This window comes from Pseudaquabacterium pictum (genome assembly GCF_005403045.1).
GTDB lineage: Bacteria > Pseudomonadota > Gammaproteobacteria > Burkholderiales > Burkholderiaceae_C > Pseudaquabacterium > Pseudaquabacterium pictum.
Genome location: NZ_BJCL01000007.1, coordinates 185,832 through 209,183, shown reverse-complemented (window position 1 = coordinate 209,183; position 23,352 = coordinate 185,832). Strand labels below are relative to the sequence as shown.

At 71.3% G+C, this 23,352-nt stretch carries 24 protein-coding genes; 11 read left to right on the top strand and 13 right to left on the bottom strand.

Features of this window, described 5'->3' with window-relative positions; genetic code table 11:
* Positions 1–11: 11 nt before the first annotated feature.
* From FFT10_RS15135 to purE, 4 genes are read right to left on the bottom strand one after another with little or no spacing between them, the layout of a single operon-like run.
* Complete coding sequence (locus FFT10_RS15135; protein ID WP_137733682.1) at positions 12–1,052, bottom strand: SGNH/GDSL hydrolase family protein; 1,041 nt, start codon at positions 1,050–1,052, stop codon at positions 12–14.
* Positions 1,053–1,088: 36 nt separating this feature from the next.
* Entirely contained in the window at positions 1,089–2,069 is a 981-nt protein-coding gene (locus FFT10_RS15130; RefSeq protein ID WP_137733681.1) for an L-threonylcarbamoyladenylate synthase, read from the bottom strand.
* Between the two features lie 21 nt (positions 2,070–2,090).
* On the bottom strand, positions 2,091–3,254 hold the full coding sequence (locus FFT10_RS15125) for a 5-(carboxyamino)imidazole ribonucleotide synthase (RefSeq protein WP_137733680.1): 1,164 nt from the start codon (positions 3,252–3,254) through the stop codon (positions 2,091–2,093).
* Positions 3,251–3,733 carry a 5-(carboxyamino)imidazole ribonucleotide mutase gene (gene purE / locus FFT10_RS15120; protein ID WP_265575342.1) on the bottom strand — a complete coding sequence of 161 codons (483 nt, stop codon included), beginning with the start codon at positions 3,731–3,733 and terminating at the stop codon, positions 3,251–3,253. The genes FFT10_RS15125 and purE overlap by 4 nt, the downstream gene beginning before the upstream one ends.
* Positions 3,734–3,917: 184 nt before the next feature.
* On the opposite strand from purE, the gene FFT10_RS15115 reads away from it, so the two are divergent.
* From FFT10_RS15115 to FFT10_RS15095, 5 genes are all read left to right on the top strand, one after another.
* Positions 3,918–4,865, top strand: a complete 948-nt coding sequence (locus FFT10_RS15115; protein ID WP_137733679.1) for a tetratricopeptide repeat protein — start codon at positions 3,918–3,920, stop codon at positions 4,863–4,865.
* Positions 4,866–4,961: 96 nt separating this feature from the next.
* Positions 4,962–5,303 carry a preprotein translocase subunit YajC gene (gene yajC / locus FFT10_RS15110; RefSeq protein ID WP_137733678.1) on the top strand — a complete coding sequence of 114 codons (342 nt, stop codon included), beginning with the start codon at positions 4,962–4,964 and terminating at the stop codon, positions 5,301–5,303.
* 124 nt (positions 5,304–5,427) lie between these two features.
* Positions 5,428–7,335, top strand: a complete 1,908-nt coding sequence (gene secD / locus FFT10_RS15105) for a protein translocase subunit SecD (RefSeq protein ID WP_137733677.1) — start codon at positions 5,428–5,430, stop codon at positions 7,333–7,335.
* 19 nt (positions 7,336–7,354) lie between these two features.
* Positions 7,355–8,389, top strand: coding sequence for a protein translocase subunit SecF (gene secF, locus FFT10_RS15100; protein ID WP_137733676.1), 1,035 nt, complete (start codon positions 7,355–7,357; stop codon positions 8,387–8,389).
* Between the two features lie 45 nt (positions 8,390–8,434).
* Positions 8,435–10,990 (top strand): DUF1631 family protein, encoded by a 2,556-nt coding sequence (locus FFT10_RS15095; RefSeq protein WP_137733675.1) that lies wholly within the window; start codon positions 8,435–8,437, stop codon positions 10,988–10,990.
* A gap of 28 nt (positions 10,991–11,018) precedes the next feature.
* On the opposite strand, the gene FFT10_RS15090 is transcribed toward FFT10_RS15095, so the two are convergent.
* The 3 genes from FFT10_RS15090 to FFT10_RS15080 all read right to left on the bottom strand — a co-directional run bounded on the left by FFT10_RS15090 (position 11,019) and on the right by FFT10_RS15080 (position 13,903).
* Positions 11,019–11,471 carry a Smg family protein gene (locus tag FFT10_RS15090; protein ID WP_137733674.1) on the bottom strand — a complete coding sequence of 151 codons (453 nt, stop codon included), beginning with the start codon at positions 11,469–11,471 and terminating at the stop codon, positions 11,019–11,021.
* 109 nt (positions 11,472–11,580) lie between these two features.
* A complete protein-coding gene (gene dprA / locus FFT10_RS15085; protein WP_137733673.1) occupies positions 11,581–12,693 on the bottom strand; it encodes a DNA-processing protein DprA in 1,113 nt (370 codons plus the stop codon).
* Between the two features lie 22 nt (positions 12,694–12,715).
* Complete coding sequence (locus FFT10_RS15080) at positions 12,716–13,903, bottom strand: LysM peptidoglycan-binding domain-containing protein (RefSeq protein ID WP_137733672.1); 1,188 nt, start codon at positions 13,901–13,903, stop codon at positions 12,716–12,718.
* A 269-nt stretch (positions 13,904–14,172) separates the two neighbouring features.
* Between FFT10_RS15080 and def the strand changes: the two genes are divergently transcribed.
* From def to FFT10_RS15060, 4 genes are all read left to right on the top strand, one after another.
* The gene (def, locus tag FFT10_RS15075; protein WP_137733671.1) at positions 14,173–14,691 is read left to right on the top strand and encodes a peptide deformylase; all 519 of its coding nucleotides are present in this window, start codon (positions 14,173–14,175) and stop codon (positions 14,689–14,691) included.
* 5 nt (positions 14,692–14,696) lie between these two features.
* Complete coding sequence (fmt, locus tag FFT10_RS15070; RefSeq protein ID WP_137733670.1) at positions 14,697–15,644, top strand: methionyl-tRNA formyltransferase; 948 nt, start codon at positions 14,697–14,699, stop codon at positions 15,642–15,644.
* Between the two features lie 65 nt (positions 15,645–15,709).
* Positions 15,710–16,579, top strand: coding sequence for a zinc metalloprotease HtpX (htpX, locus tag FFT10_RS15065; RefSeq protein ID WP_137733669.1), 870 nt, complete (start codon positions 15,710–15,712; stop codon positions 16,577–16,579).
* Between the two features lie 7 nt (positions 16,580–16,586).
* The gene (locus tag FFT10_RS15060) at positions 16,587–16,949 is read left to right on the top strand and encodes a hypothetical protein (RefSeq protein ID WP_137733668.1); all 363 of its coding nucleotides are present in this window, start codon (positions 16,587–16,589) and stop codon (positions 16,947–16,949) included.
* A gap of 19 nt (positions 16,950–16,968) precedes the next feature.
* On the opposite strand, the gene FFT10_RS15055 is transcribed toward FFT10_RS15060, so the two are convergent.
* From FFT10_RS15055 to FFT10_RS15040, 4 genes are read right to left on the bottom strand one after another with little or no spacing between them, the layout of a single operon-like run.
* Positions 16,969–17,577, bottom strand: coding sequence for a DUF4136 domain-containing protein (locus tag FFT10_RS15055; protein WP_137733667.1), 609 nt, complete (start codon positions 17,575–17,577; stop codon positions 16,969–16,971).
* Between the two features lie 52 nt (positions 17,578–17,629).
* Positions 17,630–18,592: a tRNA 2-thiocytidine(32) synthetase TtcA gene (ttcA, locus tag FFT10_RS15050; protein ID WP_137733666.1), complete on the bottom strand. Its 963-nt coding sequence runs from the start codon at positions 18,590–18,592 to the stop codon at positions 17,630–17,632.
* Positions 18,589–18,987: a dihydroneopterin aldolase gene (locus FFT10_RS15045; RefSeq protein WP_137733665.1), complete on the bottom strand. Its 399-nt coding sequence runs from the start codon at positions 18,985–18,987 to the stop codon at positions 18,589–18,591. Before FFT10_RS15045 ends, ttcA begins: the two co-directional genes overlap by 4 nt.
* A gap of 1 nt (position 18,988) precedes the next feature.
* Positions 18,989–19,810 (bottom strand): SDR family oxidoreductase, encoded by an 822-nt coding sequence (locus tag FFT10_RS15040; protein WP_137733664.1) that lies wholly within the window; start codon positions 19,808–19,810, stop codon positions 18,989–18,991.
* Between the two features lie 18 nt (positions 19,811–19,828).
* On the opposite strand from FFT10_RS15040, the gene FFT10_RS15035 reads away from it, so the two are divergent.
* Both FFT10_RS15035 and FFT10_RS15030 read left to right on the top strand, forming a co-directional pair.
* Complete coding sequence (locus FFT10_RS15035; protein ID WP_137733663.1) at positions 19,829–20,959, top strand: class I SAM-dependent methyltransferase; 1,131 nt, start codon at positions 19,829–19,831, stop codon at positions 20,957–20,959.
* Positions 20,956–21,147: a DUF2905 family protein gene (locus FFT10_RS15030; RefSeq protein ID WP_137733662.1), complete on the top strand. Its 192-nt coding sequence runs from the start codon at positions 20,956–20,958 to the stop codon at positions 21,145–21,147. Before FFT10_RS15035 ends, FFT10_RS15030 begins: the two co-directional genes overlap by 4 nt.
* A gap of 4 nt (positions 21,148–21,151) precedes the next feature.
* Here FFT10_RS15030 and FFT10_RS15025 read toward each other — a convergent pair whose 3' ends face one another.
* Together FFT10_RS15025 and FFT10_RS15020 are read right to left on the bottom strand one after the other, a co-directional pair.
* On the bottom strand, positions 21,152–22,396 hold the full coding sequence (locus FFT10_RS15025) for a multifunctional CCA addition/repair protein (protein WP_137733661.1): 1,245 nt from the start codon (positions 22,394–22,396) through the stop codon (positions 21,152–21,154).
* 14 nt (positions 22,397–22,410) lie between these two features.
* Entirely contained in the window at positions 22,411–23,334 is a 924-nt protein-coding gene (locus FFT10_RS15020) for a complex I NDUFA9 subunit family protein (RefSeq protein WP_137733660.1), read from the bottom strand.
* Positions 23,335–23,352: the final 18 nt, after the last annotated feature.

The window sequence follows — 23,352 nt, the reverse complement described above, 5'->3', positions numbered from 1 at the left end:
CCGCCGCCCGGTCAGAACGGGTTGTTGATGGCGCGCGAGATGGCCTGGTTGGCGATCTGCGTCAGGGCCACCGGGCCCAGGTGGCGGTCGGTGGCCCACAGGTAGGCATTGGTCGGCGCGGTGGCGTTCTTCGCGCCGTCGACCAGGGTGGTGGTGTCCTTGCTGTCGGTCAGCACGCAGGTGTCGGGGGTGGCGCTGTTGCAGGCGGCGTCCGCCACATTGGAAGGGCTGCTGAGGAACGATCCCGGGAAGCGCGCCATCGCCGCCACCACATCGTCGGCCAGCACCAGGCCGTAGTTGCGGCCGTCGAAGTCGGTGGAATCGATGCCCAGGCGCAGCGCGGCGTTGTACTCGGTGGACAGGGTCGACATCAGCTTGGCGGCGCCGGCGTCGGTCTTGTCGGCGGTGAGGGCGTACGGGCTCGTGCCCATGTCGGGGATGGTGATCACCAGCGCCCGGGCGCCGGTGCGCAGGATGCGGTTGATCTGCGCTGCCGCCACGCTGCCGCGGCGGGTGGCCTCGGCCTCCGCCTGCGCGGCAGTCAGCGTGCCGGCCTTCTTCTGCGCGTACAGGTCGATCATGTCGTTGGCGCCGATCATCACCAGCACCATGTCGCTGCTGCCGACGTTGGCGATGCCGTCGATCTGCGCCTTCAGTCCGGTGGTGGCGTCATCGACCTGGGCGTTCAGCCGGGCGTGGATGAAGGCCTTGGGATCGGGCTTGATGCCGGCGTTGGGGCCGCTGGTCGGCGTCGGGTTGCAGGCAGCGAAGACCATGTTGTACTGGATGGCCACAAACTGCGCCACCGTCGGCACCAGCAGGCACTTGCCGGCGGCTGTGCCGCGGCGGTCGTTGATGCCGTACTTGAAGCCGTCGGCATTGCCGTCGTCGACCAGCATGCTGGCCTCGTCGCCCAGCACCAGCAGGCGGGCCGGCTTGAAGGCCTCCACCTGGGACGTGCCGCCGCCACAGGCCGACAGCAGGGCTGCGGCGGCCACCAGGGGCGCCAGCACGCGGACGCCTTGGCGGCGCAAAGTACGGAGAAGGGTCATCGACAGTCCATCAGCAAGGCAAGAGGGTGTGGCGGATCAGGCGCTGGCGGCACGGCGCAGGCGGTCCAGCACGCCTTCCCACGCCGGGGTGTCGGGTGGCTGCTCCACCCAGATCTCGGTGGCGCCGTCGTCGTCCAGCTGGCGCAGCGCTGCAAACAGGTCATGCGCCGCGGCCGCCGGGTCGTCGGGCCACGGCCGCCACAGGCACCGGCCCGGGGCAGCCACCGGCCGCCGCGAATATACCGCCAGGCCCGGCGGCCACGTTGCCGGTTTGTCAAGCGCGGCGGCCAGGTCGGCCGGCGGCCACAGCCGCAGCCGCGCCCGCGGCGCGTAGTGCGCGGCCAGCGTGCCCGGCGCCCGCGGGGCGCCGGCGTCGGCGTCGTGCAGCGGCTCGCCCAGTGCGGCCCGCAGTGCGGCACGGGTCAGCAGGCCCGGGCGCAGCAGCACCGGATGTCCGCGGCTGCAATCGACGATGGCCGATTCGATGCCCACCGGGCAGTCGCCGCCGTCCAGCACCAGCAGGCCGGGGCCGAATTCGCCGGCCACATGGGCCGCGCTGGTGGGGCTGACGCGGCCGAAGCGGTTGGCGCTGGGCGCGGCCACGCCTGGCACGCCCAGCGCCGCGGCCTGCCGCAGCAGCGCCTGGGCCACCGGGTGCGACGGGCAGCGCAGGCCGATGCTGGACTGGCCGCCGGCCGCCGCCGCGGCCACGCCGGGGCGGCGCGGCACGATCACCGTCACCGGGCCGGGCCAGAAGGCCGCGGCCAGGCGCTGCGCAGCGGGCGGCAGCGCGTCGGTGAAGGCGGCAGCCTGCACCAGATCGGCCACATGCACGATCAGCGGATGGTCGGCCGGCCGGCCCTTGGCGGTGAAGATGCCGGCCACGGCCGCATCGTCGTCAGCGCGGGCGGCCAGGCCATAGACCGTCTCGGTGGGCAGGCCGACCAGACCACCGGCAGCCAGGCACTGCGCGGCGGCGGCCAGCGCCGCCGGGTCGTCACCGGCCAGGATAGGCATGGTGGATGGTCGACGCCGGCATCAGAACGCCGGCAGGCCCAGCAGCGCGGCGGCCTGCAGCGCGGTGGCGCGGGCGGCCTCGGGCGTGGCGGCGGTCACCGTCAGGTGGCCCATCTTGCGGCCCGGGCGGGCGCTGGTCTTGCCGTACAGGTGCAGGTGGGTGCCGGGCAGGGCCAGCACCGCCGGCCAGGGCGGGCTGCGCTCGGCGCCGTCGGTGCCGAACCACAGGTCGCCCAGCAGGTTCAGCATCACCGCGGCCGAGTGCTGGCGCGGCGCCACCAGCGGCAGGCCGCACAGGGTGCGCACCTGCAGGTCGAACTGGCTGACATCGGCGCCGTCGATCGACCAGTGGCCCGAGTTGTGTGGGCGCGGCGCCATCTCGTTGGCCACCAGGCGGCCATCGGTGGTGACGAAGAACTCGACGCACAGCACGCCCAGGTACTGCAGGTCGGTGGCCAGCTGGGCGGCAGCCGCGGCGGCCTGGGCCTGCAGCGCCGGGCTGGCATCCGGCGATGGCACCTGGGTGACGGCCAGGATGCCGCTGCGGTGCAGGTTCTGCTGCACCGGCAACTGCACCACGTCGCCATGGGCATTGCGGGCCACCACCACGCTGAGCTCCAGCGCCAGCGGCAGCTTCTGCTCCAGCACGCAGGGCACCTGGCCCAGCGCGTCCCAGGCGGCGGCCAGCGCGGCGCGGTCGGCCACCACCGCCTGGCCCTTGCCGTCGTAGCCGAGGCGGGCGGTCTTCAGGATGCCGGGCAGCAGGCTGTCGGACACGGCGGCCAGGCGTTCGGGCGTGTCGATCAGCGCATGCGGCGCGCAGGGGATGCCGCTGCGGCGGAACTGCGCCTTCTCCGAGGCGCGGTCCTGGCAGACGGCCACCGCGTCGGCGGTGGGCGCCACCGGCCGGTGCGCGCCCAGCGTGACCAGCGCGCCGGCGGGCACGTTCTCGAATTCGGTGGTGATGGCGGCGCTGCGCTGCATCAGCTGCGCCAGGCCTTGTTCGTCGAGGTAGTCGGCCTCGATGTGGTAGTGCGCCACCAGGCCGGCGGGCGACGTGACATCGGGGTCGAGCACCGCGGTGAAGTAACCCATGGACTGGGCCGCCTGCACGAACATGCGGCCCAGCTGGCCGCCGCCCATCACGCCGAGGGTGGCGCCGGGGAGGATGGAACGCGGTGTCATGTCAGCTCCGCCGTCATGGCCTCGGCGGCAGCGGTCTGCCGGGCGCGGAAGGCCTCCAGCTTCGCCCGCAGCGCCGGGTTGCCGGTGGCCAGCATGGCCACCGCGAACAGCGCCGCATTGGCCGCGCCGGCCGCGCCGATGGCGAAGGTGGCCACCGGGATGCCCTTGGGCATCTGCACGATCGAGTGCAGTGAATCGACGCCCGACAGCGCCTTCGATTGCACCGGCACGCCCAGCACCGGCACGGTGGTCTTGGCCGCCAGCATGCCCGGCAGGTGGGCCGCGCCACCGGCGCCGGCGATGATGGCCACCAGGCCGCGGGCCGCCGCGGCTTCGGCGTAGGCGAACATCGCGTCGGGCATGCGGTGGGCCGAGACGACACGGCATTCATGGGCGACGCCAAACTCGGCGAGAATCTCCGCCGCCTGCCGCATGGTTTGCCAGTCGCTGGACGACCCCATCAGCACGCCGACCCGGATGCTGCCAAGGGCTGGCGTGGTCTGGTTGTGGGGATCGCCGAGCGGGCGGTTGTCGGGGCTGGGGTCCACGGCCTGGGTTCCTAGACAGACGGCGCAGACGCGCCGGCAGGTGCAAACATTGAATTGTAGGCGGCCGCCCTGATCTGGAGCCGCTTGCTTCCCACCACCCCTTCCGGGCGCCGCCATGAGTGACATCACGATCCAGAACTTCGAAGCCGAGCTGATCCAGGCCTCGATGCAGCAGCCGGTGCTGCTCGACATCTGGGCCCCCTGGTGCGGCCCCTGCCGCACCCTGGGCCCGCTGCTCGAGAAGGTGGAGGTGGCCTACGCCGGCCGCTTCAAGCTGGCCAAGCTCAACAGCGACGACCAGCCCGAGATCGCCGGCCAGCTGAGCCAGGCCTTCGGCGTGCGCTCGATCCCGTTCTGCGTGCTGTTCAAGGACGGCCAGCCGGTGGACGGCTTCGTCGGCGCCATTCCCGAGGCCCAGATCCGCGAGTTCCTCGACCGCCATGTGCCCAGCCCCGAAGCACTGGAAGCCGAGGAGGAGACCGCCGAGGCCGAGGCACTGGAGGCCGAGGGCGACCTGGACGCCGCCGTGGCCAAGCTGCAGCAGGCGGTGGCGGTGGACCCGGCCAACGACGCCGCCCGCTGCGAGTATGTGAAGCTGCTGATCGAGACCGGCCGCATCCCGCAGGCCCGCGCCGCCTGGGAGCCGGTGGCCAGCAAGGCCATGCTCGACGGCCGCATCGCCGCGCTGGGCCTGTGGATCAACGCCTGCGAGAAGGCGCCCACCGCCCGCAGCCCGCAGGCGCTGGAAGCCGCCATCGCCGCCAACCGCCGCGACTTCGACGCCCGCTACGAGCTGGCCCAGGGGCTGATGGCCACCGGCCGCTTCACCGACGCGATGGATGCGCTGCTGGAGATCGTGATGCGCGACAAGGCCTGGAACGGCGAACTGGCGCGCAAGACCTACGTCGGCATCCTGGAGCTGATGAGCAAGCCGGTGCCCAAGGCCGCCGCCGGCGCCGAGAAGGCCAAGGGCGCGTTGGAACTCACCGGCCATGCCGCGGTCGCACCCGGCGACCCGGTCGTCGACCAGTACCGGCGCAAGCTCAGCATGGCGCTGTTCTGACCGCCACGGTGGCCCGGCTGCCGCCGGGTTGCCCCCCACCTACAATGCGCGGTTTGGCCGCTGGTCGGCTGCGCGCCCATTTCAAGGATCTCCGACGTGTTCATTTCAACCGCTTACGCCCAGACCGCCCCGGCCGCCGCCCCTGGTGGCGCCGAATCGATGTTCGGCTCGCTCGGCCAGCTGCTGCCGCTGGTGCTGATGTTCGTGGTGCTGTACTTCATCATGATCCGGCCGCAGATGAAGCGCCAGAAGGAGCACAAGGCCATGATCGATGCCCTGGCCAAGGGTGACGAGGTGGTGGTGGCCGGCGGCCTGATCGGCCGTGTCGCCAAGCTCGGCGAGAGCATGCTGAACGTCGAAGTGGCCAACGGCGTGGAATTGCAGGTGCAGCGCTCGGCCGTGGTGCAGGTGCTGCCCAAGGGCACCTTCGGCAAGTGAATGGCCAGCGGGCGCGCCGCCGGACGCCGCCCGCGCCCCACCCCCAGCCTTTGCGCCGGCCGCTGCCGGCCGTTGACCCGCCCGGCGCACCGCCCCATCCCGCTGCCAGGCCGAGGAACCCACGATGAACCGCTACCCCTGGTGGAAATACCTGATCCTCGGCATCGCGCTGCTGGTCGGCCTGGTCTACACGCTGCCCAATTTCTATGGCGAAGCGCCGGCGGTGCAGGTCTCCAGCGGCAAGGCCACGCTGAAGCTGGATGCCGGCCTGGTGCCGCGCATCGAGCAGGTGCTCACCACGGCCGGCCTGAAGCCCGACTTCGTGCAGTTCGAGGGCAACTCGGTCAAGGCGCGCTTCCGCAGCACCGACGAGCAGATCAAGGCCAAGGACGCGATCACCAAGGCGCTGAACCCGGATGCGGCCAACCCGTCGTACATCGTCGCGCTGAACCTGCTGAGCCGCTCGCCGCACTGGCTGACCAGCCTGCACGCGCTGCCGATGTACCTGGGCCTGGACCTGCGCGGCGGCGTGCACTTCCTGATGCAGGTCGACATGAAGGCCGCGCTGACGAAGAAGGCCGAGTCCGTCACCGGCGACATCCGCACCCTGCTGCGCGACAAGAACATCCGCCACGCCGGCATCACCCGCGACGGCAACCAGGTGGTGCTGCGCTTCCGCGATGCCACCGTGATGAACCAGGCGCGCACCCTGCTGACCGAGCAGCTGCCCGACCTGCAGTGGACCGACACGCCGGACGGTGCCGAATTCCGCCTCACCGGCGCGCTGAAGCCCGCCGCCGCCCAGGCGGTGCAGGACGCCGCGGTCAAGCAGAACATCACCACGCTGCACAACCGGGTGAACGAGCTCGGCGTGGCCGAGCCGGTGATCCAGCAGCAGGGCGCCGACCGGGTGGTGGTGCAGCTGCCCGGCGTGCAGGACACCGCCAAGGCCAAGGACATCATCGGCCGCACCGCCACGCTGGAGGTGCGCCTGGTCAACACCAGCACCGAAGCGCTGGCCGCGCTGAGCGGCGGCGGGCCGGTGCCCTTCGGCAGCGAGCGCTACCTGGAGAAGGATGGCGCGCCGATCATCGTCTTCCGCCAGGTCATCCTGACCGGCGAGAACCTCACCGACGCCCAGCCCGGCTTCTCGGGTGACAACGCCGGTGAGCCGGCGGTGCACCTCACGCTGGACGCCAAGGGCGCGCGCATCTTCCGCGACGTGACGCGGGAGAACATCAACAAGCGCATGGCCATCATCCTGTTCGAGAAGGGCAAGGGCGAGGTGGTCACCGCGCCCGTGATCCGCTCGGAGATCGGCGGCGGCCGGGTGCAGATCAGCGGCCGCATGACCACCACCGAGGCCGCCGACACCGCGCTGCTGCTGCGCGCCGGCAGCCTGGCCGCGCCGATGGAGATCATCGAGGAACGCACCATCGGCCCGACGCTGGGCGCCGAGAACATCGCCAAGGGCTTCGCCAGCGTGGGCTACGGTTTCGCCGCCATCGCGGTGTTCATGTGCGTCTACTACCTGCTGTTCGGCGTGTTCAGCACCATTGCGCTGGCCTTCAACCTGCTGCTGCTGGTGGCGGTGCTGTCGATGCTGCAGGCCACGCTGACGCTGCCCGGCATGGCGGCCATCGCGCTGACGCTGGGCATGGCCATCGACGCCAACGTCCTGATCAACGAGCGGGTGCGCGAGGAGCTGCGCAACGGCGCCAGCCCCCAGGCGGCCATCAACACCGGCTACGAGAAGGCCTTCGCCACCATCCTGGACAGCAACATCACCACGCTGATCGCCGGCCTGGCGCTGCTGACCTTCGGCTCGGGCTTCGTCAAGGGCTTTGCCGTGGTGCACTGCCTGGGCATCCTGACGTCCATGTTCTCGGCGGTGATGTTCTCGCGCGGCCTGGTCAACCTCTGGTACGGCGGCAAGAAGCGCCTGAAGAGCGTGTCCATCGGCCAGGTCTGGCGGCCCGATGGCAGCAAGCCGCCTGCGGTGATCGACGACGAGCCGGCCGCCAAGGCCTGAGCAGGGCAGGGAGCACACCATGGAATTCTTTCGCATTCGCCGCGACATCCCGTTCATGCGGTATGCGCTGGTGCTCAACATCATCTCGTTCGTCACCTTCGCGCTGGCGGTGTTCTTCCTCGTCACCCGCGGGCTGCACCTGTCCATCGAGTTCACCGGCGGCACGGTGCTGGAAGTGGAATACGCCCAGGCTGCCGATCTGGAGAAGACCCGCCACACCGTCGAGGCCATGGGCTTCGGTGAGGTGCAGGTGCAGAACTTCGGCACCTCGCGCGATGTGCTGGTGCGCTTGCCGGTGCGCGGCAACATGAAGCAGAGCGAAGTCGCCGGTGCCGTCTTCGACAAGCTCTGCGCCGCCGAGGGCGGCACGGTCGAGACCAAGGCCTACACCACGCCCCAGGGCGAGCAGGTCAGCCGTCCCAGTTGCGCGAAGGCCGGCGGCGCCGAGCCGGTGAAGCTGTCGCGCACCGAGTTCGTCGGCCCCGCCGTGGGGGACGAACTGGTCGGCGACGGCCTGAAGGCACTGGCCTTCGTCGTCATCGGCATCGTCGTCTACCTGGCCTTCCGCTTCGAATGGAAGTTTGGCGTGGCCGGCATCATCGCCAACTTGCACGACGTGGTCATCATCCTGGGCTTCTTCGCCTTCTTCCAGTGGGAGTTCTCGCTGGCGGTGCTGGCGGCGGTGCTGGCCGTGCTGGGCTACTCGGTGAACGAGTCGGTGGTGATCTTCGACCGGGTGCGCGAGGCCTTCCGGAAGTACCGCAAGCTGACCACGCCGCAGACGATCGACCACGCCATCACCAGCACCATGAGCCGCACCATCATCACCCACGGCTCGACGCTGATGATGGTCGTGTCGATGCTGTTGTTCGGCGGCCCCACGCTGCATTACTTTGCGGTGGCGCTCACCATCGGGATTCTTTTTGGGATCTACTCGTCGGTGTTCGTGGCCGCAGCCATCGCGATGTGGCTGGGCGTCAAGCGCGAGGATCTGGTCAAGGCCTCGGGCAAGGAACACGACCCCAACGATCCGAACGCCGGCGCCGTGGTGTAGAAACGGGGTCGGACAGAGCCCGCAGCACCTTCCGCCCCCTTCTCCATGGCAACCGCCGCAGACCCCGCCCAGATTGCCAGCCAGGCCAGGCGACGGTACGTCGACATGCTGCTCAAGGGCCTGCCGGCCCTGGTGGCACGGGTGGGCAACGGCGCGCGCGAACTGCTGGACAAGCCGGCCGAATACGCCACCGGCCAGCGCCGGCGGGATCTGGTCCAGGCGCTGATCAAGCTCTCGGGCGCCTGGCACGGCGCCATGTCGCACGGCCTGCGCCATGTGCTGCAGCATGGCGTCACCGCCTCGCAGCCGGGCGATCTGCCGGCGCTGGGCGTGGCCGGCGGGCTGTCGCTGGTCGAGAACGATGTCATCGAGCGCGAGATCCTCACCTCGCGCCTGGCGCTGGCCATCATGGACCGCGCCGGCTGGGAGTTCACCGACCTGCGCTCGCGCATGGCCATGCTGGAGCGGCGCGGCGAGCTCGACACCCACGACATGCTGCGCGCCCACATCCTGGCCCGCGTGGTGCTGGATGCCTGGCGCAGCGCCGGCCTGGGCGCCGCCGACTGGCGCGAGGCCCAGCCCCTGCTGCATGACGAGTTTTCCGGCCTGGCCGAGGAGGCCTACCACGAGACCAACCGCTGGCTGGTGGAGCACCGGGTGATGGCCGATGTCGACCTGCGGCCCTACATCCGCCGCACCGTCGACAGCCATGCCGGTCTGGCCGGCCACACCGGCCAGGCGCCGCTGCGCGGGCCGGCCGCGCCCGGGCGGCCGCCGGCCGGGCGCCACCCTGCCGACAGCCGCGGCCTGCCCGACGACAGCGGGCCCGCAGGCTTCGGCCCATCGTCGAGCGCCGGCATGGCGCCGGCATCGCCGTACGGCACAGGGGCCTATCCGGGCACGGGCGCCTATCCCGGTGTCGGCCACACCCAGACCGGCCACACCCAGACCGGCCACAGCGCCATCGGCCGGGGTCTGCCCGGCCGCACCGCGGCGCCACCGGTGCGCGGGGCGCAGCCAGGCAGCGCCCGTGCCGCGGCCACGGTCGGCGAGGAAACCCGCATGATGACCCGCGCCGCACCGCTGGCGCGCGGCAGCGACCATGCCGAGGCGGTGCTGGGCCGGCTGAACCGGTTGGTCGGCCGCCACCTGCCGGGCTTTGCCGACACCGCCCAGGCCCGGCCGGTGACCGAGGCGCTGTCGCTGGCCATCAACAATGCCCAGCAGCACCTGCGCCGCCGGCTGACGCCGCCGCAGGCCGGCGCCACCCAGGTCCAAGGCCAGGCCCATGCCGCCACGGTGATGACCGGCCCGATGCTGCTGGAGGAACTGCAGCAGGGCAAGCAGGCGCTGAAGCAGGCCGCCAGCACGCCGGCCGAGCGCGCCACGATCGAGATCGTGGCGATGATGTTCCAGAGCATCCTCACCGAAGACCGCATTCCTGCGGCCATGCGGGTGTGGTTCGCCCGGCTGCAGATGCCGGTGCTGCGGGTGGCCGTCAGCGAGCCGGATTTCTTCGCCAACCTCGACCACCCGGCGCGCCGGCTGATCGACCGCATGGGCGCCTGCGTGATGGGCCTGGATTCGGCCAGCCGCAACGTGGGCGACGCGCTGGAGAAGGAGATCAAGCGGGTGGTGCAGGTGGTCGAGGCCTATCCCGACACCGGCCGGCGGGTGTTCCAGACCGTGCTCACCGAGTTCGAGAAATTCCTGGAGCACTACTTCAAGAACGAGAACGAGGCCTCGCGCCGCGGCGTGTCGCTGGCCCAGCAGGTGGAGCAGCGCGAGACGCTGGCCATCCAGTACACCATCGAGCTGCGCCGCATGCTCAATGAGGTGCCGGTGCAGGAGGGCGTGCGCCAGTTCCTGTTCCAGGTCTGGGCCGACGTGCTGGCCACCAGCGCGGTGCGCTACGGCGGCCAGAGCGCCGAGACCAAGACCATGAAGCGCGCTGCCGCCGACCTGATCTGGTCGGCCAGCGCCAAGGTCACCCGCGAGGAGCGCGCCGAGGTCATCCGCCGGTTGCCGCCGCTGCTCAAGCGCCTGCGCGAGGGCATGGCCTCGGCCAACATGGCGGCCGAGAAGCAGGAAGAACGCATCAACGCGCTGAACAACGCGCTGGCCGCGGCCTTCACCGCCAAGGCCGCGGTGATCCCGAACGACCGCCTGCAGGACCTGATGGAGCGGCTGGAGTCGATCGAGGAACTGTTGCCCGGCAGCGAGGACATCGAGATCGACGAGAGCCTGGTGCTCGACCTGTCGGGCCACGAGAGCAGCGAGCTGGAGGTGGTGGCCGACGGCGGCAGCCTGCCCACCGCGGCGATGATCGCCTGGTCGCGCGAGTTGCTGGTGGGCAGCTGGTACACGCTGGAATACCGCGGCCGGCACGAGACGGTGCAGCTGGCCTGGCACGGCATGCGCCGGCAGCTGTCGCTGTTCGTCACGCCGGGCGGGCGCTGCGTGCTGTTCCAGCAGCAGCGGCTGGCCGCCTTCCTGCAGGCCGGACTGTTGCTGCCGGCCCAGGAAGAAGCGCTGACGGTGAAGGCCACGCGCAATGCGCTGGCCAAGCTCGATGCCGACCCGTCGAAACTGATGAACTGACGCGCTGGCCTGGCCGCCAGTGCAGCGGCTAGTGGATCAAGCGCTCTTCCGGTGCGACGAACAGCTCGTCGAGGATCAGCGCGTCGGGTTCCTCGCCCAGGCTCCAGAAGACCATCAGCACGATGACCTTCAGGTCTTCCAGCGCCAGCGGGCATTCGCCGACGGCGGTGGCACGGTCGATGACCATCTCGCGCATGGCGGGCGGCAGCACGCCGGCGGATTCGAGGAAGCTGACGAAGCCGATGGAGTCTTCGCCCAGGCGGTCGATCTCGGCGGTGGAATACACCCGCAGGCTGTCGGACGACTGGTCGGCGGCATAGGCCTGGGCGTTCTCGGCCAGGCCATCCAGCCACACCAGCGCCTCCTGGATCTCGTCGGTTTCGAAGCCGACCGCCGAGAGCTTGCGCGTCAACTGGTCGTGGTCCGGACAGGCATCGGGGCGCCAGTAGTTCTCGTAGAGATAGACCAACACTTCGAACATCGGACCACTATACCCCAGGGGTCCGGGCCGAAAACCGGCGATTTGCAACGCCTGCCGTGGCCCCGTTCGCTGGGTGAAAGCGAGCGGGCGCACACTTCTGGTGCGGGCCTCAAGCCCCCTGCCGGCGCTGGTACAAGCCGCCCGGCAGACGGGCGACGCGACCGTCCAGTTCCAGCGTCAGCAGGTGCGCCGACAGGGTGTGGGCCGGCCAGCCGCAGCGGTCGATCAGGGTGTCCAGCGATTGCGGGTCGTGGCCCAGGGCGGCGAGCACCGGATCGGTCTCGCCGGCCGGGTCGGCAGCGGGTGGCGCGGCCTGCCGCACCGGCAGTGCCACGGGCTGCAGCGGCCCCAGTTCCTCGGCCACCTGCTCGGGCGAATCGACCAGGGCCGCGCCCTGGCGGATCAGCGCGTGGCAGCCGGCCGACTGCGGCGCCAGGATCGAGCCCGGGATGGCCAGCACCTCGCGCCCGGCTTCCGAGGCCAGCCGGGCGGTGATCAGCGAGCCCGAGCGCAGGGCGGCCTCGACCACCAGGGTGCCGCGGGACAGCCCCGCGATGATGCGGTTGCGCGGCGGGAAATTGGCGGCCAGCGGCGGCGTGCCCAGCGCGTACTCGCTGACCAGCAGGCCGGTCTCGGCGATGCGGTGGGCCAGCGCGCGGTGGCTGGGCGGGTAGACGCGGTCGATGCCGGTGCCGACCACGGCGATGGTGCGGCCGCCAGCGGCCAGCGCGCCTGCATGGGCGGCGCCGTCGACGCCGGCGGCCAGGCCGGAGACGATGGTCCAGCCCTGGCCGGCCAGCACTTCGGCGAAGCGCCGCGCGTTATCGCGGCCCTGGGCGCTGGGTTGGCGGCTGCCCACCATCGCCAGGCAGGGCGAGGTCAGCAGGCTTGCATCGCCTTGCAGGTACAGCAGCAGCGGCGGATCGGCACTGTGCAGCAAGGGTGCCGGGTAGTCGGCGTCGCCCAGCACCAGCACCCGGCGGCCGGGTGCTGCCGCCTGCCAGGCCAGCGTGGCGGCCAGGCGCTCGGCATGGCCATCGGGCGGCGTGGCCAGGGTCAGGGCCGTGGGGGCGTCAACGCAGTCGCGCAGCGCCTCCACCGGTGCGGCGATGGCTGCCTGCGGCGACAGGAAGCGCGCCAGCAGCCGCCGCGCGGTGGTGCGGCCCACGCCCGGGCTGTGCAGCAGGTGCAGCCAGGCGCCGAGTTCTTGCGGATCGGTCACAGGCCTGCGGGGGCCATGATCTTCAGGGTTCGCTGATGCGGTCGCCGGCGCGGATCGGGTCGAGGGCCGAGACGATCAGGCCGTAGGACACCCGGTCGAACACCCGGAAGACGAACAGCAGGCCGCTGCGCTCGTCGGGCAGCTGGATCGGCTGGGGCTTGGCGCCGGTGCGGTCGGTGGCGGCCACGCCGGCACGCCACAGCGCCAGCACATGGCCGCGCTCGATGCCATCGCGCAGGCCGCGGTTGATGGCCACGATCTGGTTCTGGCCGGCGGTCAGCGCCTCGCCGTAGACCGACACCACGCGGCCGTCCACCGGCTTGGCCGGCGGATGCGGCACATAGGCCGAGTAGTCGCGTGGCGGCACCGGCGCCAGCCGGTCGCCCACGCCGGCCTCCTGGCGGGTGCTGGTCATCACGAAGGTGGCCGGTACCGGCAGGCCGCTGACCGGTGCCTTGCCGTCGGCGCGCACGAAGTCGGCCGTGCCGATGTAGCCGGCCTCGTGGCCCAGCAGCTCGTTGGTCAGCGGATCGCGCAGCGGCTTGCTCTGGCGGAACAGGGTGAAGTTGCGGGCACCGCCCAGGTCGCCGCGCACATAGGCCAGCTCGCCGCGGGAGACCATCACCCGGCCTTCCTGGGTGGCGACGATGCGTGGCGCGGCGGCCAGTTCGTCCTGGCTGAGCACCACCGCCTCGTTCAGGAACGGGCCGATCAGCTGCAGCGGGATCGACGCGATGGCGCCGTTCTCCAGCAGCTCGCTGCGCACCCGGGGCGACAGCTTGACGGTGTTGGTCGGCGCCTGACCATCGGCCTGGCCGCCCAGCACCAGGCGGGCGCGGTCGCCGTCCTTCACCAGCACCAGCACCTGGCCGGGATAGATCAGGTGCGGATTGCGGATCTCCTGCAGGTTCATGCCCCACAGCTCGGGCCAGCGCCAGGGTGTCTTCAGAAAGATGCTGGCGATGGCCCACAGCGTGTCGCCGCGCTGCACGGTGTGCGAGGCCGGCGCGTTGTCGGCCAGGGCCGACAGCGGCACGCCGGCGCTGGCCACCTGCTGGGCGGTGGCGCGCTGGGCCGGGGTGATCGGCAGGTTGGCCTGGGCCACCACGCCGGCCGCCGCGCAGGTGGCCAGCAGCCCCAGGGCCAGACCCCGCCAGCTGCCGGTGGACCGGGCAGCCGGGTGGGCAAGGTGCGGGGGGCGTTGGGGCATGGGGGCGGTCTCCGGAAGGGCCGGTGCCACAATCCGGCCCACCGGGGGTTGGGCAGCGGGCTGGGAGCACAGGCAGCATGGCCGGCCGACAAGGCCAGCGATCTTCATGCTACCTCGCAGATTCTGCCGGTAAACCCTTGATATCGCAACGAAATGCAGGGCGCACGCGGGCTGCCACAGGCCCGCTGCGGCATGCTGGCGTTGCTTGACATCCACAGTGGCCGCCCCATCTGCATGGTGGTCCGATCGCGTCACCGCACCTGTCTGCCATGGCTTTGCTGAACATCCTCCGTTACCCCGATCCGCGCCTGCACACCGTGGCCAAGCCCGTGGCCACCGTGGACGACACCATCCGCCGACTGGCCGACGACATGCTGGCCACGATGTACGAGGCCGACGGCGTGGGTCTGGCCGCCACCCAGGTGGACCAGCACATCCGCCTGGTGGTGATGGACACCTCGTCCGACCGCAGCCAGCCGGTGGTGCTGATCAACCCCGAGATCACCGCCCGCAGTGCCGAGATGAAGCGCGCCGAGGAGGGCTGCCTGTCGGTGCCCACCATCTACGACGACGTGGAGCGCCATGCCCAGGTGACAGTGCGCGCGCTGGGCCGTGACGGTGAACCCTTCGAGATGACGGTGGACGGCCTGGCCGCCATCTGCGTGCAGCACGAGCTGGACCACCTGCTGGGCAAGGTGTTCGTCGAGTACCTGAGCCCGCTGAAGCGCGACCGCATCAAGACCAAGATGATCAAGAAGACGCGGGACGAGCAGGGCCCCAGGCGCTGAATCCGATGCGCATCACCTTCGCCGGCACGCCGGAATTCGCCGCCACCGCGCTGGCCGCCTTGATCGGTGCTGGCCATGAGACCGTGCTGGTGCTGACCCAGCCCGACCGGCCGGCCGGCCGCGGTCTGAAGCTGCTGCCGTCGCCGGTGAAGGCGCTGGCGCTGCAGCATGGCATCGCCGTGGCGCAGCCGCGCAGCCTGCGGCTGGACGGCAAGTACCCCGATGACGCCGCCGCCGCCCGCGCCGCGCTGCAGGCGACCGGTGCCGAGGTGATGGTGGTGGCCGCCTACGGCCTGATCCTGCCGCAATGGGTGCTGGACGGGCCGCCGCGCGGCTGCCTGAACATCCACGGCTCGGTGCTGCCGCGCTGGCGCGGCGCCGCGCCGATCCACCGCGCCATCGAGGCGGGCGATGCCACCACCGGCATCACGCTGATGCAGATGGATGCCGGCCTGGACACCGGCGACATGCTGCTGGTGGCCGAGGAGGCCATCCGCCCCGACGACACCACCGCCAGCCTGCACGACCGGCTGGCCGCGCTGGGCGGGCGGCTGGTGGTGCAGGGCCTGGCCGCGCCCGACATGCTGCGCCGCACGCCGCAGCCGGCCGACGGCATCACCTACGCCCACAAGATCGACAAGGCCGAGGCGGCGATCGACTGGACCCAGCCGGCCGCCGTGATCGAACGCCGGGTGCGCGCCTTCGATCCGTTTCCCGGCGCCAGCTTCGCGCTGGATGGCGAGGTGGTGAAGCTGTGGCGTGCCGCGCTGCGGCCTGATCTGGCAGGCGTGCCGGGCCAGGTGCTGGCCGCCGCCGATGGCCGGCTGACCGTGGCCTGCGGCCAGGGCGCGCTGGATCTGCTGCAACTGCAGCGCCCCGGGGGGCGGCGCATCGACGCCGCCGCCTTCCTGCAGGCCCGGCCGGGCCTGGCCGGCCGCCTGCTGGGCGGTTGAAGCGGCCACGGCCGGCCGCATCTGCAGGGGATGGCGGCGTCTGCCGCCCATGAAGGGACGACGCGATGTTCAACCTGATGAAGACGGCCATTCTGATGGCGGCGATCACCGCGCTGTTCATGCTGCTGGGTCGCATGCTGGGCGGTCCGTCCGGGATGATGCTGGCGCTGCTGGTGGCGCTGGGCATGAACTTCTTCAGCTACTGGTTCTCCGACAAGATCGTGCTGAAGATGTACAAGGCGCGCGAGGTGGACGACAGCACCGCACCGCAGTTCGTGGCCATGGTGCACGAGCTGGCCACCAGCGCCGGCATCCCGATGCCCAAGGTCTACCTGATCGACGAAGACGCGCCCAACGCCTTCGCCACCGGCCGCAACCCCGACAACGCCGCGGTGGCGGCCACCACCGGCATCATCCGCGTGCTCAGCGCGCGTGAGCTGCGCGGCGTGATGGCCCACGAGCTGGCCCATGTGAAGCACCGCGACATCCTGATTTCCACCATCAGTGCCACCATGGCCGGCGCCATCGGCATGCTGGCCAACTTCGCGACGATGTTCGGCGGGCGTGGCGGCCAGCGCAGCAACCCGGTTGCTGCCATTGCGGTGGCCTTGCTGGCGCCGCTGGCGGCCAGCCTGATCCAGATGGCGATCAGCCGCGCGCGGGAATTCGAGGCCGACCGCGGCGGCGCGGAGATCTCGGGCGACCCGGCGGCGCTGGCCTCGGCGCTGGACAAGATCCACCGCTTCGCCCAGGGCCTGCCGATGGAGGCGGCCGAGCGCCACCCCGAGACGGCGCAGATGATGATCATGAACCCGCTGTCGGCCGGCGGCCTGCGTGGCCTGTTCTCCACCCACCCGCCCACCGAGGAGCGTGTGGCTGCCCTGATGGCCCTGGCACAGGTGATGCCTCAAGCCGGAGGGCATGGCGGCCGATAAAGGCCGCATGCGCAGACCCTTCCTCCTGCTGATCACCCTGGCCCTGGCCGGCTGTGACCAGCTGGGCATCGAATCCCCGGCCACCACCAAGGCCCGGGTGGAGGCCGATGGCAAGGCCATCGGTGGCGCCTGCCGCCATGCCGGCCGGGCGATCGAGGATTGCTATACGCTCAACAAGAAGGCCGACAAGGCCGCCATCTTCGCCGGCTGGCGCGAGATGAACGAATACATGACCGAGAACAAGCTCGAGCCGGTGGTGCCCGTCATCCCGCCCGAGCCGCCCAAGCCGCCGAAACCGCCCAAGTCAGCGGCATCGAAGGCCGAGGACGGCGAGGCCGAGGCCGACAGCCAGCCGGCCGAGAAGCACTGACGGCCGGCGGGCCTGGCGATCAGCGGGCGACCGGCACCACCACCTGGCGCGGGTTCACGCCGGTGGCCGGGAAGTCCATCAGCGCGGCGGTGAACAGCGGCTGCAGCGCGGCGCCGTCGGTGCTGCGCTGGAAGCCCTCGCTGCTGGCCCGGGCCTCGAACAGCGGCGCGCCGCTGGCACGGTCACGCACCAGCACCGCCACCTCACGGTCGTAGCGCGGCGCATCGAGCCGGAACCCGGCGCCCCAGACCGGGCCGCGCCAGGGTGCATACCGCCAGTTGCTGAAGCTGCCATGCCACCACAGCGGGTCGTCCCAGGGCGAGCGGTCGGTGCGGCTGACGCGTGCGCCCACTTGCACCAGCACGTCGGGCGGGCTGCCGGCCGGTGCCGGCTGGAAGCCGGCCTGGGCCAGCGCCGGGCGGGCGGCGTCTTCCAGCCGCTGCATGGACTCGGCCTGGGCCTGCTGCGAGGGCAGGCGCTCGAAGGCGTAGGTGCCCGGTTTGCGCTCGGCCGGCCAGCTGCCGAAGGTGGACACCTCGGCCGAGACCTGGTTCATCGAAGCACAGCCCGCCAGCACCACCAGGGCGGCGCCGGCGGCCGCGGCCTGCAGCCAGTTGCGTGGGGTCATCAGGATCTCCTGCGTGCGGAGGAAGGCTTGGACGATGCGCCTGGGCGGAGGTTCAATCGGCCGCTTCGCCGGGCCGCTGCCAGACGATGGGCTGCGGCGCAGCCGGCACCGGCGCGGCGCAGGCCTCGTCGTCGGCGTCGAAGGCCTTGTCGCCCGCCGCATCGGGCGTGCCGGTGGGGCGGATGCTGGTGAACGGGAACAGTGACCGGTCCATCATGTGCGACAGTGTGATGTTGCCCATCGCGGTGGCCATGTTGTCGATGCGGCCGGGGTACTGGCGCTCCCACTCGTGGATCATCTTCTTGACCTGCACCCGCTGCAGGTTGTCCTGGCTGCCGCACAGGGTGCACGGAATGATCGGGAACTGCCGGTGTTCGGCCCAGGTGGCCAGGTCACGCTCGGCCACATAGGCCAGCGGGCGGATCACGGTGTGCCTGCCGTCGTCGCTGACCAGCTTGGGCGGCATGCCCTTCAGGCGGCTGCCGAAGAACATGTTCATCAGCATCGTCACCACGATGTCGTCGCGGTGGTGGCCCAGTGCGATCTTGGTGGCGCCCAGCTCACCCGCCACCCGGTACAGGATGCCCCGCCGCAGCCGGCTGCACAGGCTGCACATGGTCTTGCCCTCGGGCACCAGCTTCTTGACGATGCTGTAGGTGTCCTGGTTCTCGATGTGGAACTCGATGCCCAGCTGGTCCAGGTAGGCCGGCAGGATGTGCGCCGGGAAGCCCGGCTGCTTCTGGTCGAGGTTGACGGCCACCAGGGTGAACTTGACCGGCGCACGCTGCTGCAGGCCCAGCAGGATGTCGAGCAGACCGTAGCTGTCCTTGCCGCCGGACAGGCAGACCATCACCCGGTCGCCTTCCTCGATCATGTTGAAGTCGACGATGGCCTGGCCCACCTGGCGGTGCAGGCGCTTGCTGAGCTTGTTCATCTCGAAGGCGTGCTTCTTGGCCTTCGCGGTGTCGGCGCTGGCGTCGGCAGCCAGGTGCTGCACGTCGGTGATGTCGTTCATGCGGCCTCCTTCATGCCGAACACCTCGCAGCCCACGGCATCGCAGTCCGGATAGACGTCGGGCTTCTCGGTGGCCACGCGGGCGGCACGCACGTTGGGGTGGGCCAGCATCAGCTTGAGCACATCGTCGGCCAGGGTTTCCTGCAGGTGGATGTGGCCGCGCTTCACCCGCTCGGTGATGGTGCGGCGGATGAAGTCGTAGTCCAGCACCTCATCGAGCTTGTCGGCCGTCGGTGTCGACAGTGCGAGCGGCACGTAAAGATCGACGTTGATCTTCACCCGCTGCTCGCCCTTCTTCTCGAAGTCGTGCACGCCGATGTTGATCCAGACCTCGTAGTCACGCAGGAACAGCCGCCGGCAGTCCATCAGGCTGGGGTTGGTGAGCAGGCTTTGCATGTCAATCCTTGGTGGCGGCCGCAGCCAGTTGTTGCTGTGCCAGGAACAGCACGTCGCGTGGCTGGCCCAGCAGGTGCTGGCCGCCGTCGACCAGCAGCGTGGTGCCGGTGACGGCCGGCGCCTCCAGCAGGAATCGCACCGCGCCGGCGATGTCGTCAGGGGTGGACGAGCGCTGCAACGGCGTGAGCCGGTGCGCGGCGGCGAATTCGGCCTCGTCCATCGGGCCGGAGACCAGGGTGACGCCCGGCGAGACGCCGCACACCCGCAGCACCGGCGCCAGCGCCTGGGCCAGCATCACCGTGGCCTCGGCCAGCGCAGCCTTGCTGAGGGTGTAGCTGAAGTAGTCGGGGTTGGGATTGACCAGCTTCTGGTCGAGCAGGTTGACCACGCAGCCCTGGGCGCCGCGGGCGGCCAGGTGGGCGTGCAGCGCCCGGGCCAGCAGCACCGCCGGCGTGGTGTTGGCACGGAAGTGCCGCTCGGCCGTCGGGCCGGTGTAGCTGGCCACGTCGTCGTAGCTGAACAACGAGGCGTTGTTCACCACCGCATCCAGCCGGCCGGCCTGGGCCACGGCGGCCGGCACCAGGGCATTGCAGGCGGCGTCGTCGGCCAGGTCGGCGGCCAGCAGCCAGGCCTGGGCGCCCAGGGCGCGGGCGTCCGCCGCTGTGGCCTCGGCGTCGGCCGCGCTGCTGCGGTGGTGCAGCACCACATCCCAGCCATGCGCGGCCAGGTGCAGCGTGATGGCGCGGCCGATGCGCCGGGCGGCGCCGGTGACCAGCGCGACCGGCCGTGGGGTGGCCGACGATGGGGAGGGGGTCGAGACCATGCTTCCTACAATGCCGGAATGGCCCGATCCCACGATGAGACCAGCAGCGATCCGGGCGAACCCGACAGTGTAGCCAGCGGCCTGCTGGCCGTGGTGCGGCAGGCCATCGCCGACGCCGGCGGCTGGCTGCCGTTCGACCGCTTCATGGCCCTGGCGCTGTACCAGCCCGGGCTGGGCTACTACGCCAACGGCAGCCGCAAGTTCGGCAGCATGCCCGGCTCGGGCAGTGATTTCGTCACCGCGCCGGAGCTTTCACCGCTGTTCGGCCGGGCGCTGGCGGCCCAGGTGGGCCAGGCGTTGGCGGCCGGCGGCTGGGGCGCGGTACTGGAATTCGGCGCCGGCTCGGGCGCGCTGGCGGAAGCCGTGCTGGACACGCTGGGTGATGCGGTCACCGACTACGCCATCGTCGACCTCTCGGGCGTGCTGCGACAGCGCCAGCAGCAGCGGCTTGCCCGATTTGGCCCCCGTGTGCGCTGGCTGGATGCGCTGCCCGATGGCTTCCGCGGCGTGGTGCTGGGCAACGAGGTGCTGGATGCGATGCCAGTGCAGCTGCTGCACTTCGATGGCGAACAGTGGTGCGAGCGTGGCGTGGTCTGGCACGCAGGCGCGCTGGCCTGGGCCGACCGCCCCACCACCCTGCGCCCGCCGCTGGACGCGCCCTTCGTGCCCGGCACCACCACCGAGATCCACCCCCAGGCCGAGGCCTTCATCCGCACCCTGGCCGGCGTGCTGCAGCAGGGCCTGGCGCTGTTCATCGACTACGGCTTCCCCGAGGCCGAGTACTACCTGCCGCAGCGCCACGGCGGCACGCTGATGTGCCACCAGGCCCACCGCGCCGACGGCAACCCGCTGGCCGATGTGGGTGCCAAGGACATCACCGCGCACATCAACTTCACCGGCATCGCGCTGGCCGCGCAGGATGCCGGGCTGGACGTGCTGGGCTACACCTCGCAGGGGCACTTCCTCATCAACTGCGGCCTGGTCGTCTTGCTCGACGATGCCACGCTCCAGCAGCGCGCCGCGGCGCAGAAGCTGGTCACCGAGCATGAGATGGGCGAGCTGTTCAAGGTGATCGCGCTGGGGCGTGGCCTGGGCGAGGGCTTCCTGCCGCTGGGCTTTGTGCGGGGCGACCGGATGCACCGCCTGTGAGGTGGCTGCTGATCTTCTTCGTCATCCTGCTGCTGGCCAGCGGCCTGCCGGGCTGGATGCGCAAGATCGGCCTGGGCCGGCTGCCGGGTGACCTGCGGCTGCGCATCTTCGGCCGCGAGGTGCAGGTGCCGCTGGCGTCAGCGCTGGTGCTGAGCCTCTTGACCACCTGGGCCATCCACTGGTCTTGAGGTTTCAGGCGCTGGTGGGCGGACTGGCGATGGCGGCGGCGATGGCGGCGGCCCGCGCCGCACGCACCCGCTCGCCGATGGCCGGGCCGGCCAGGCCGGCGGCCGCAGCCGCCTCGGCCACCGCCTGCACCGGCGCGGCCAGCGCGGCCGCCAGCGCACCGGCCAGCCGCGCCCGCTGCGGATAAGTCCGGTCTTCCAACCCGGTGCGGCCGCGGGCATCGCACTCGCAGGCCAGCAGGGCGTCGGCGAAGCGCTGCGGCCGGCGCAGTGCGTCGCAGCGCTCCAGCAGGCGCAGCACCGCGTCGGCGCCGAACTCGCCGCTGCGGTGGATGTTGCCGTGCTCGCGGGCCACCACGTCGGCCAGCGCAGCGCAGTCATTCGGCACCTTCCAGCGCTGGGCCACCTGGCGGGCCAGCACCGCGCTGCGCTGCTCATGGCCGATGTGGCGCGGCCACTGCTCGGGCGGCGTGGTGCCCTTGCCCAGGTCGTGCACCAGGCAGGCGTAGCGCACCGGCAATGGGGCCTGCAGCCGCGCGGCCTGCTGCAGCACCAGCATCAGGTGCACGCCGGTGTCCACCTCGGGGTGGTGCGCGGGTGGCTGCGGCACGCCCCACAGCCGGTCGACCTCGGGCAGCAGCACCCGCAGTGCGCCGCACTGCCGCAGCACGGCGAACATGCGTTCGGGCCGGTCTTCCATCAGCCCGCGCGACAGTTCCTGCCACACCCGCTCGGGCACCAGGTGGTCGACCTCGCCGCTGGCCACCATCTCGGCCAGCAGGGCTTCGGTCTCGGGCGCCACGCTGAAATCGGCGAACCGCGCCGCCAGCCGCGCCAGCCGCAGCAGCCGCACCGGATCGTCGACGAAGGCCGGGCCGACATGGCGCAGCACCCGTTGCTGCAGATCCCGCTGGCCGTTGTAGGGGTCGACCAGGGCGCCGGTGGCCGGGTCTTCGGCGATGGCGTTGATCGTCAGATCACGCCGTGCCAGGTCGTCTTCCAGCGTGACATCGGGCGAGGCCTGCACGGTGAAGCCCAGGTAGCCGCGGCCGCTCTTGCGCTCGGTGCGGGCCAGCGCGTATTCCTCGTGCGTCTGCGGATGCAGGAAAACCGGGAAGTCGCGCCCCACCGGGGTGAAGCCGGCGGCGGCCATGGCCTCGGGCGTGCTGCTCACCACCACCCAGTCGCGGTCGTTCACCGGCCGGCCCAGCAGCCGGTCGCGCACCGCGCCGCCGACGATCCAGGCCTGCATCGGCGTGCGCCGCGTCAGCGCGCCCGCAGGTCGGTCGGGTGGAAGTGCGGCGCCAGCAGCGCCAGGCCCTGCGGCGTGATGCCCAGGTCACGCAGGCCGGGCAGCTTGCCGCTGGCCACGTTGGGCACGCGCATGCTCAGCACGTTGTCGCGCGACATCATCGGCTCGCCGGGCAGCAGGCCCATGGCGGCGGCCTGCAGCAGGCCGGCGGCCTCGGGCAGCCCGACCACCGGGCGGCGGCAGCCGGCCATGGCGCCCACCTGCTGCACGATCTCCTGCAGCGTCATCACCTGCGGACCAGCGCATTCGACGATCGGCCCCGGGCCAGGGCGCTGCAGCAGGCTCTGGACGATGGCCTGGGCCACATCGCCCACCCACACGGGCTGGAAGCGGGCACCGGCACCGGCCAGCGGCAGCACCGGAAACAGCCGCGACAGCTTGGCGAACAGGTTGGTGAAGCGGTCTTCGGCGCCGAAGATCACCGACGGCCGCAGGATGGTGAGGTCACCCCCCGCGGCCAGGGCCTGCTGCCACACCGCCTCGCCGGCGACCTTGCTGCGCAGGTAGGCCGATGGCGCCTGCGCGCCCACACCCAGCGCGCTGACATGCACCACCCGGCGCACGCCGGCCTGCGCGCAGGCGGCGGCCAGGCTGCGCGGCAGCTGCACATGGGCGCGGTCGAAGGCTTCGTCGCTGCCGTGCAGGATGGCCACCAGGTGCACCAGCGCATCGGCACCCTGCAGCACCGCGGCCATGGCGCGCGGGTCGTGCACGTCGGCCTGCACCAGGTCGACGGTGGGCAGCACCTGCACGCTGCGGCCGTTGACCAGGCGGCGGGTGGGCACCACCAGGCGGCAGCTGGTGCTGTGGGCGGTCAGGTGTTCACAAAGGCTGCGGCCGACGAAGCCGGTGCCGCCGGTGATGACGATCTTCTGCATGGTGGGGATGGGTCCGGC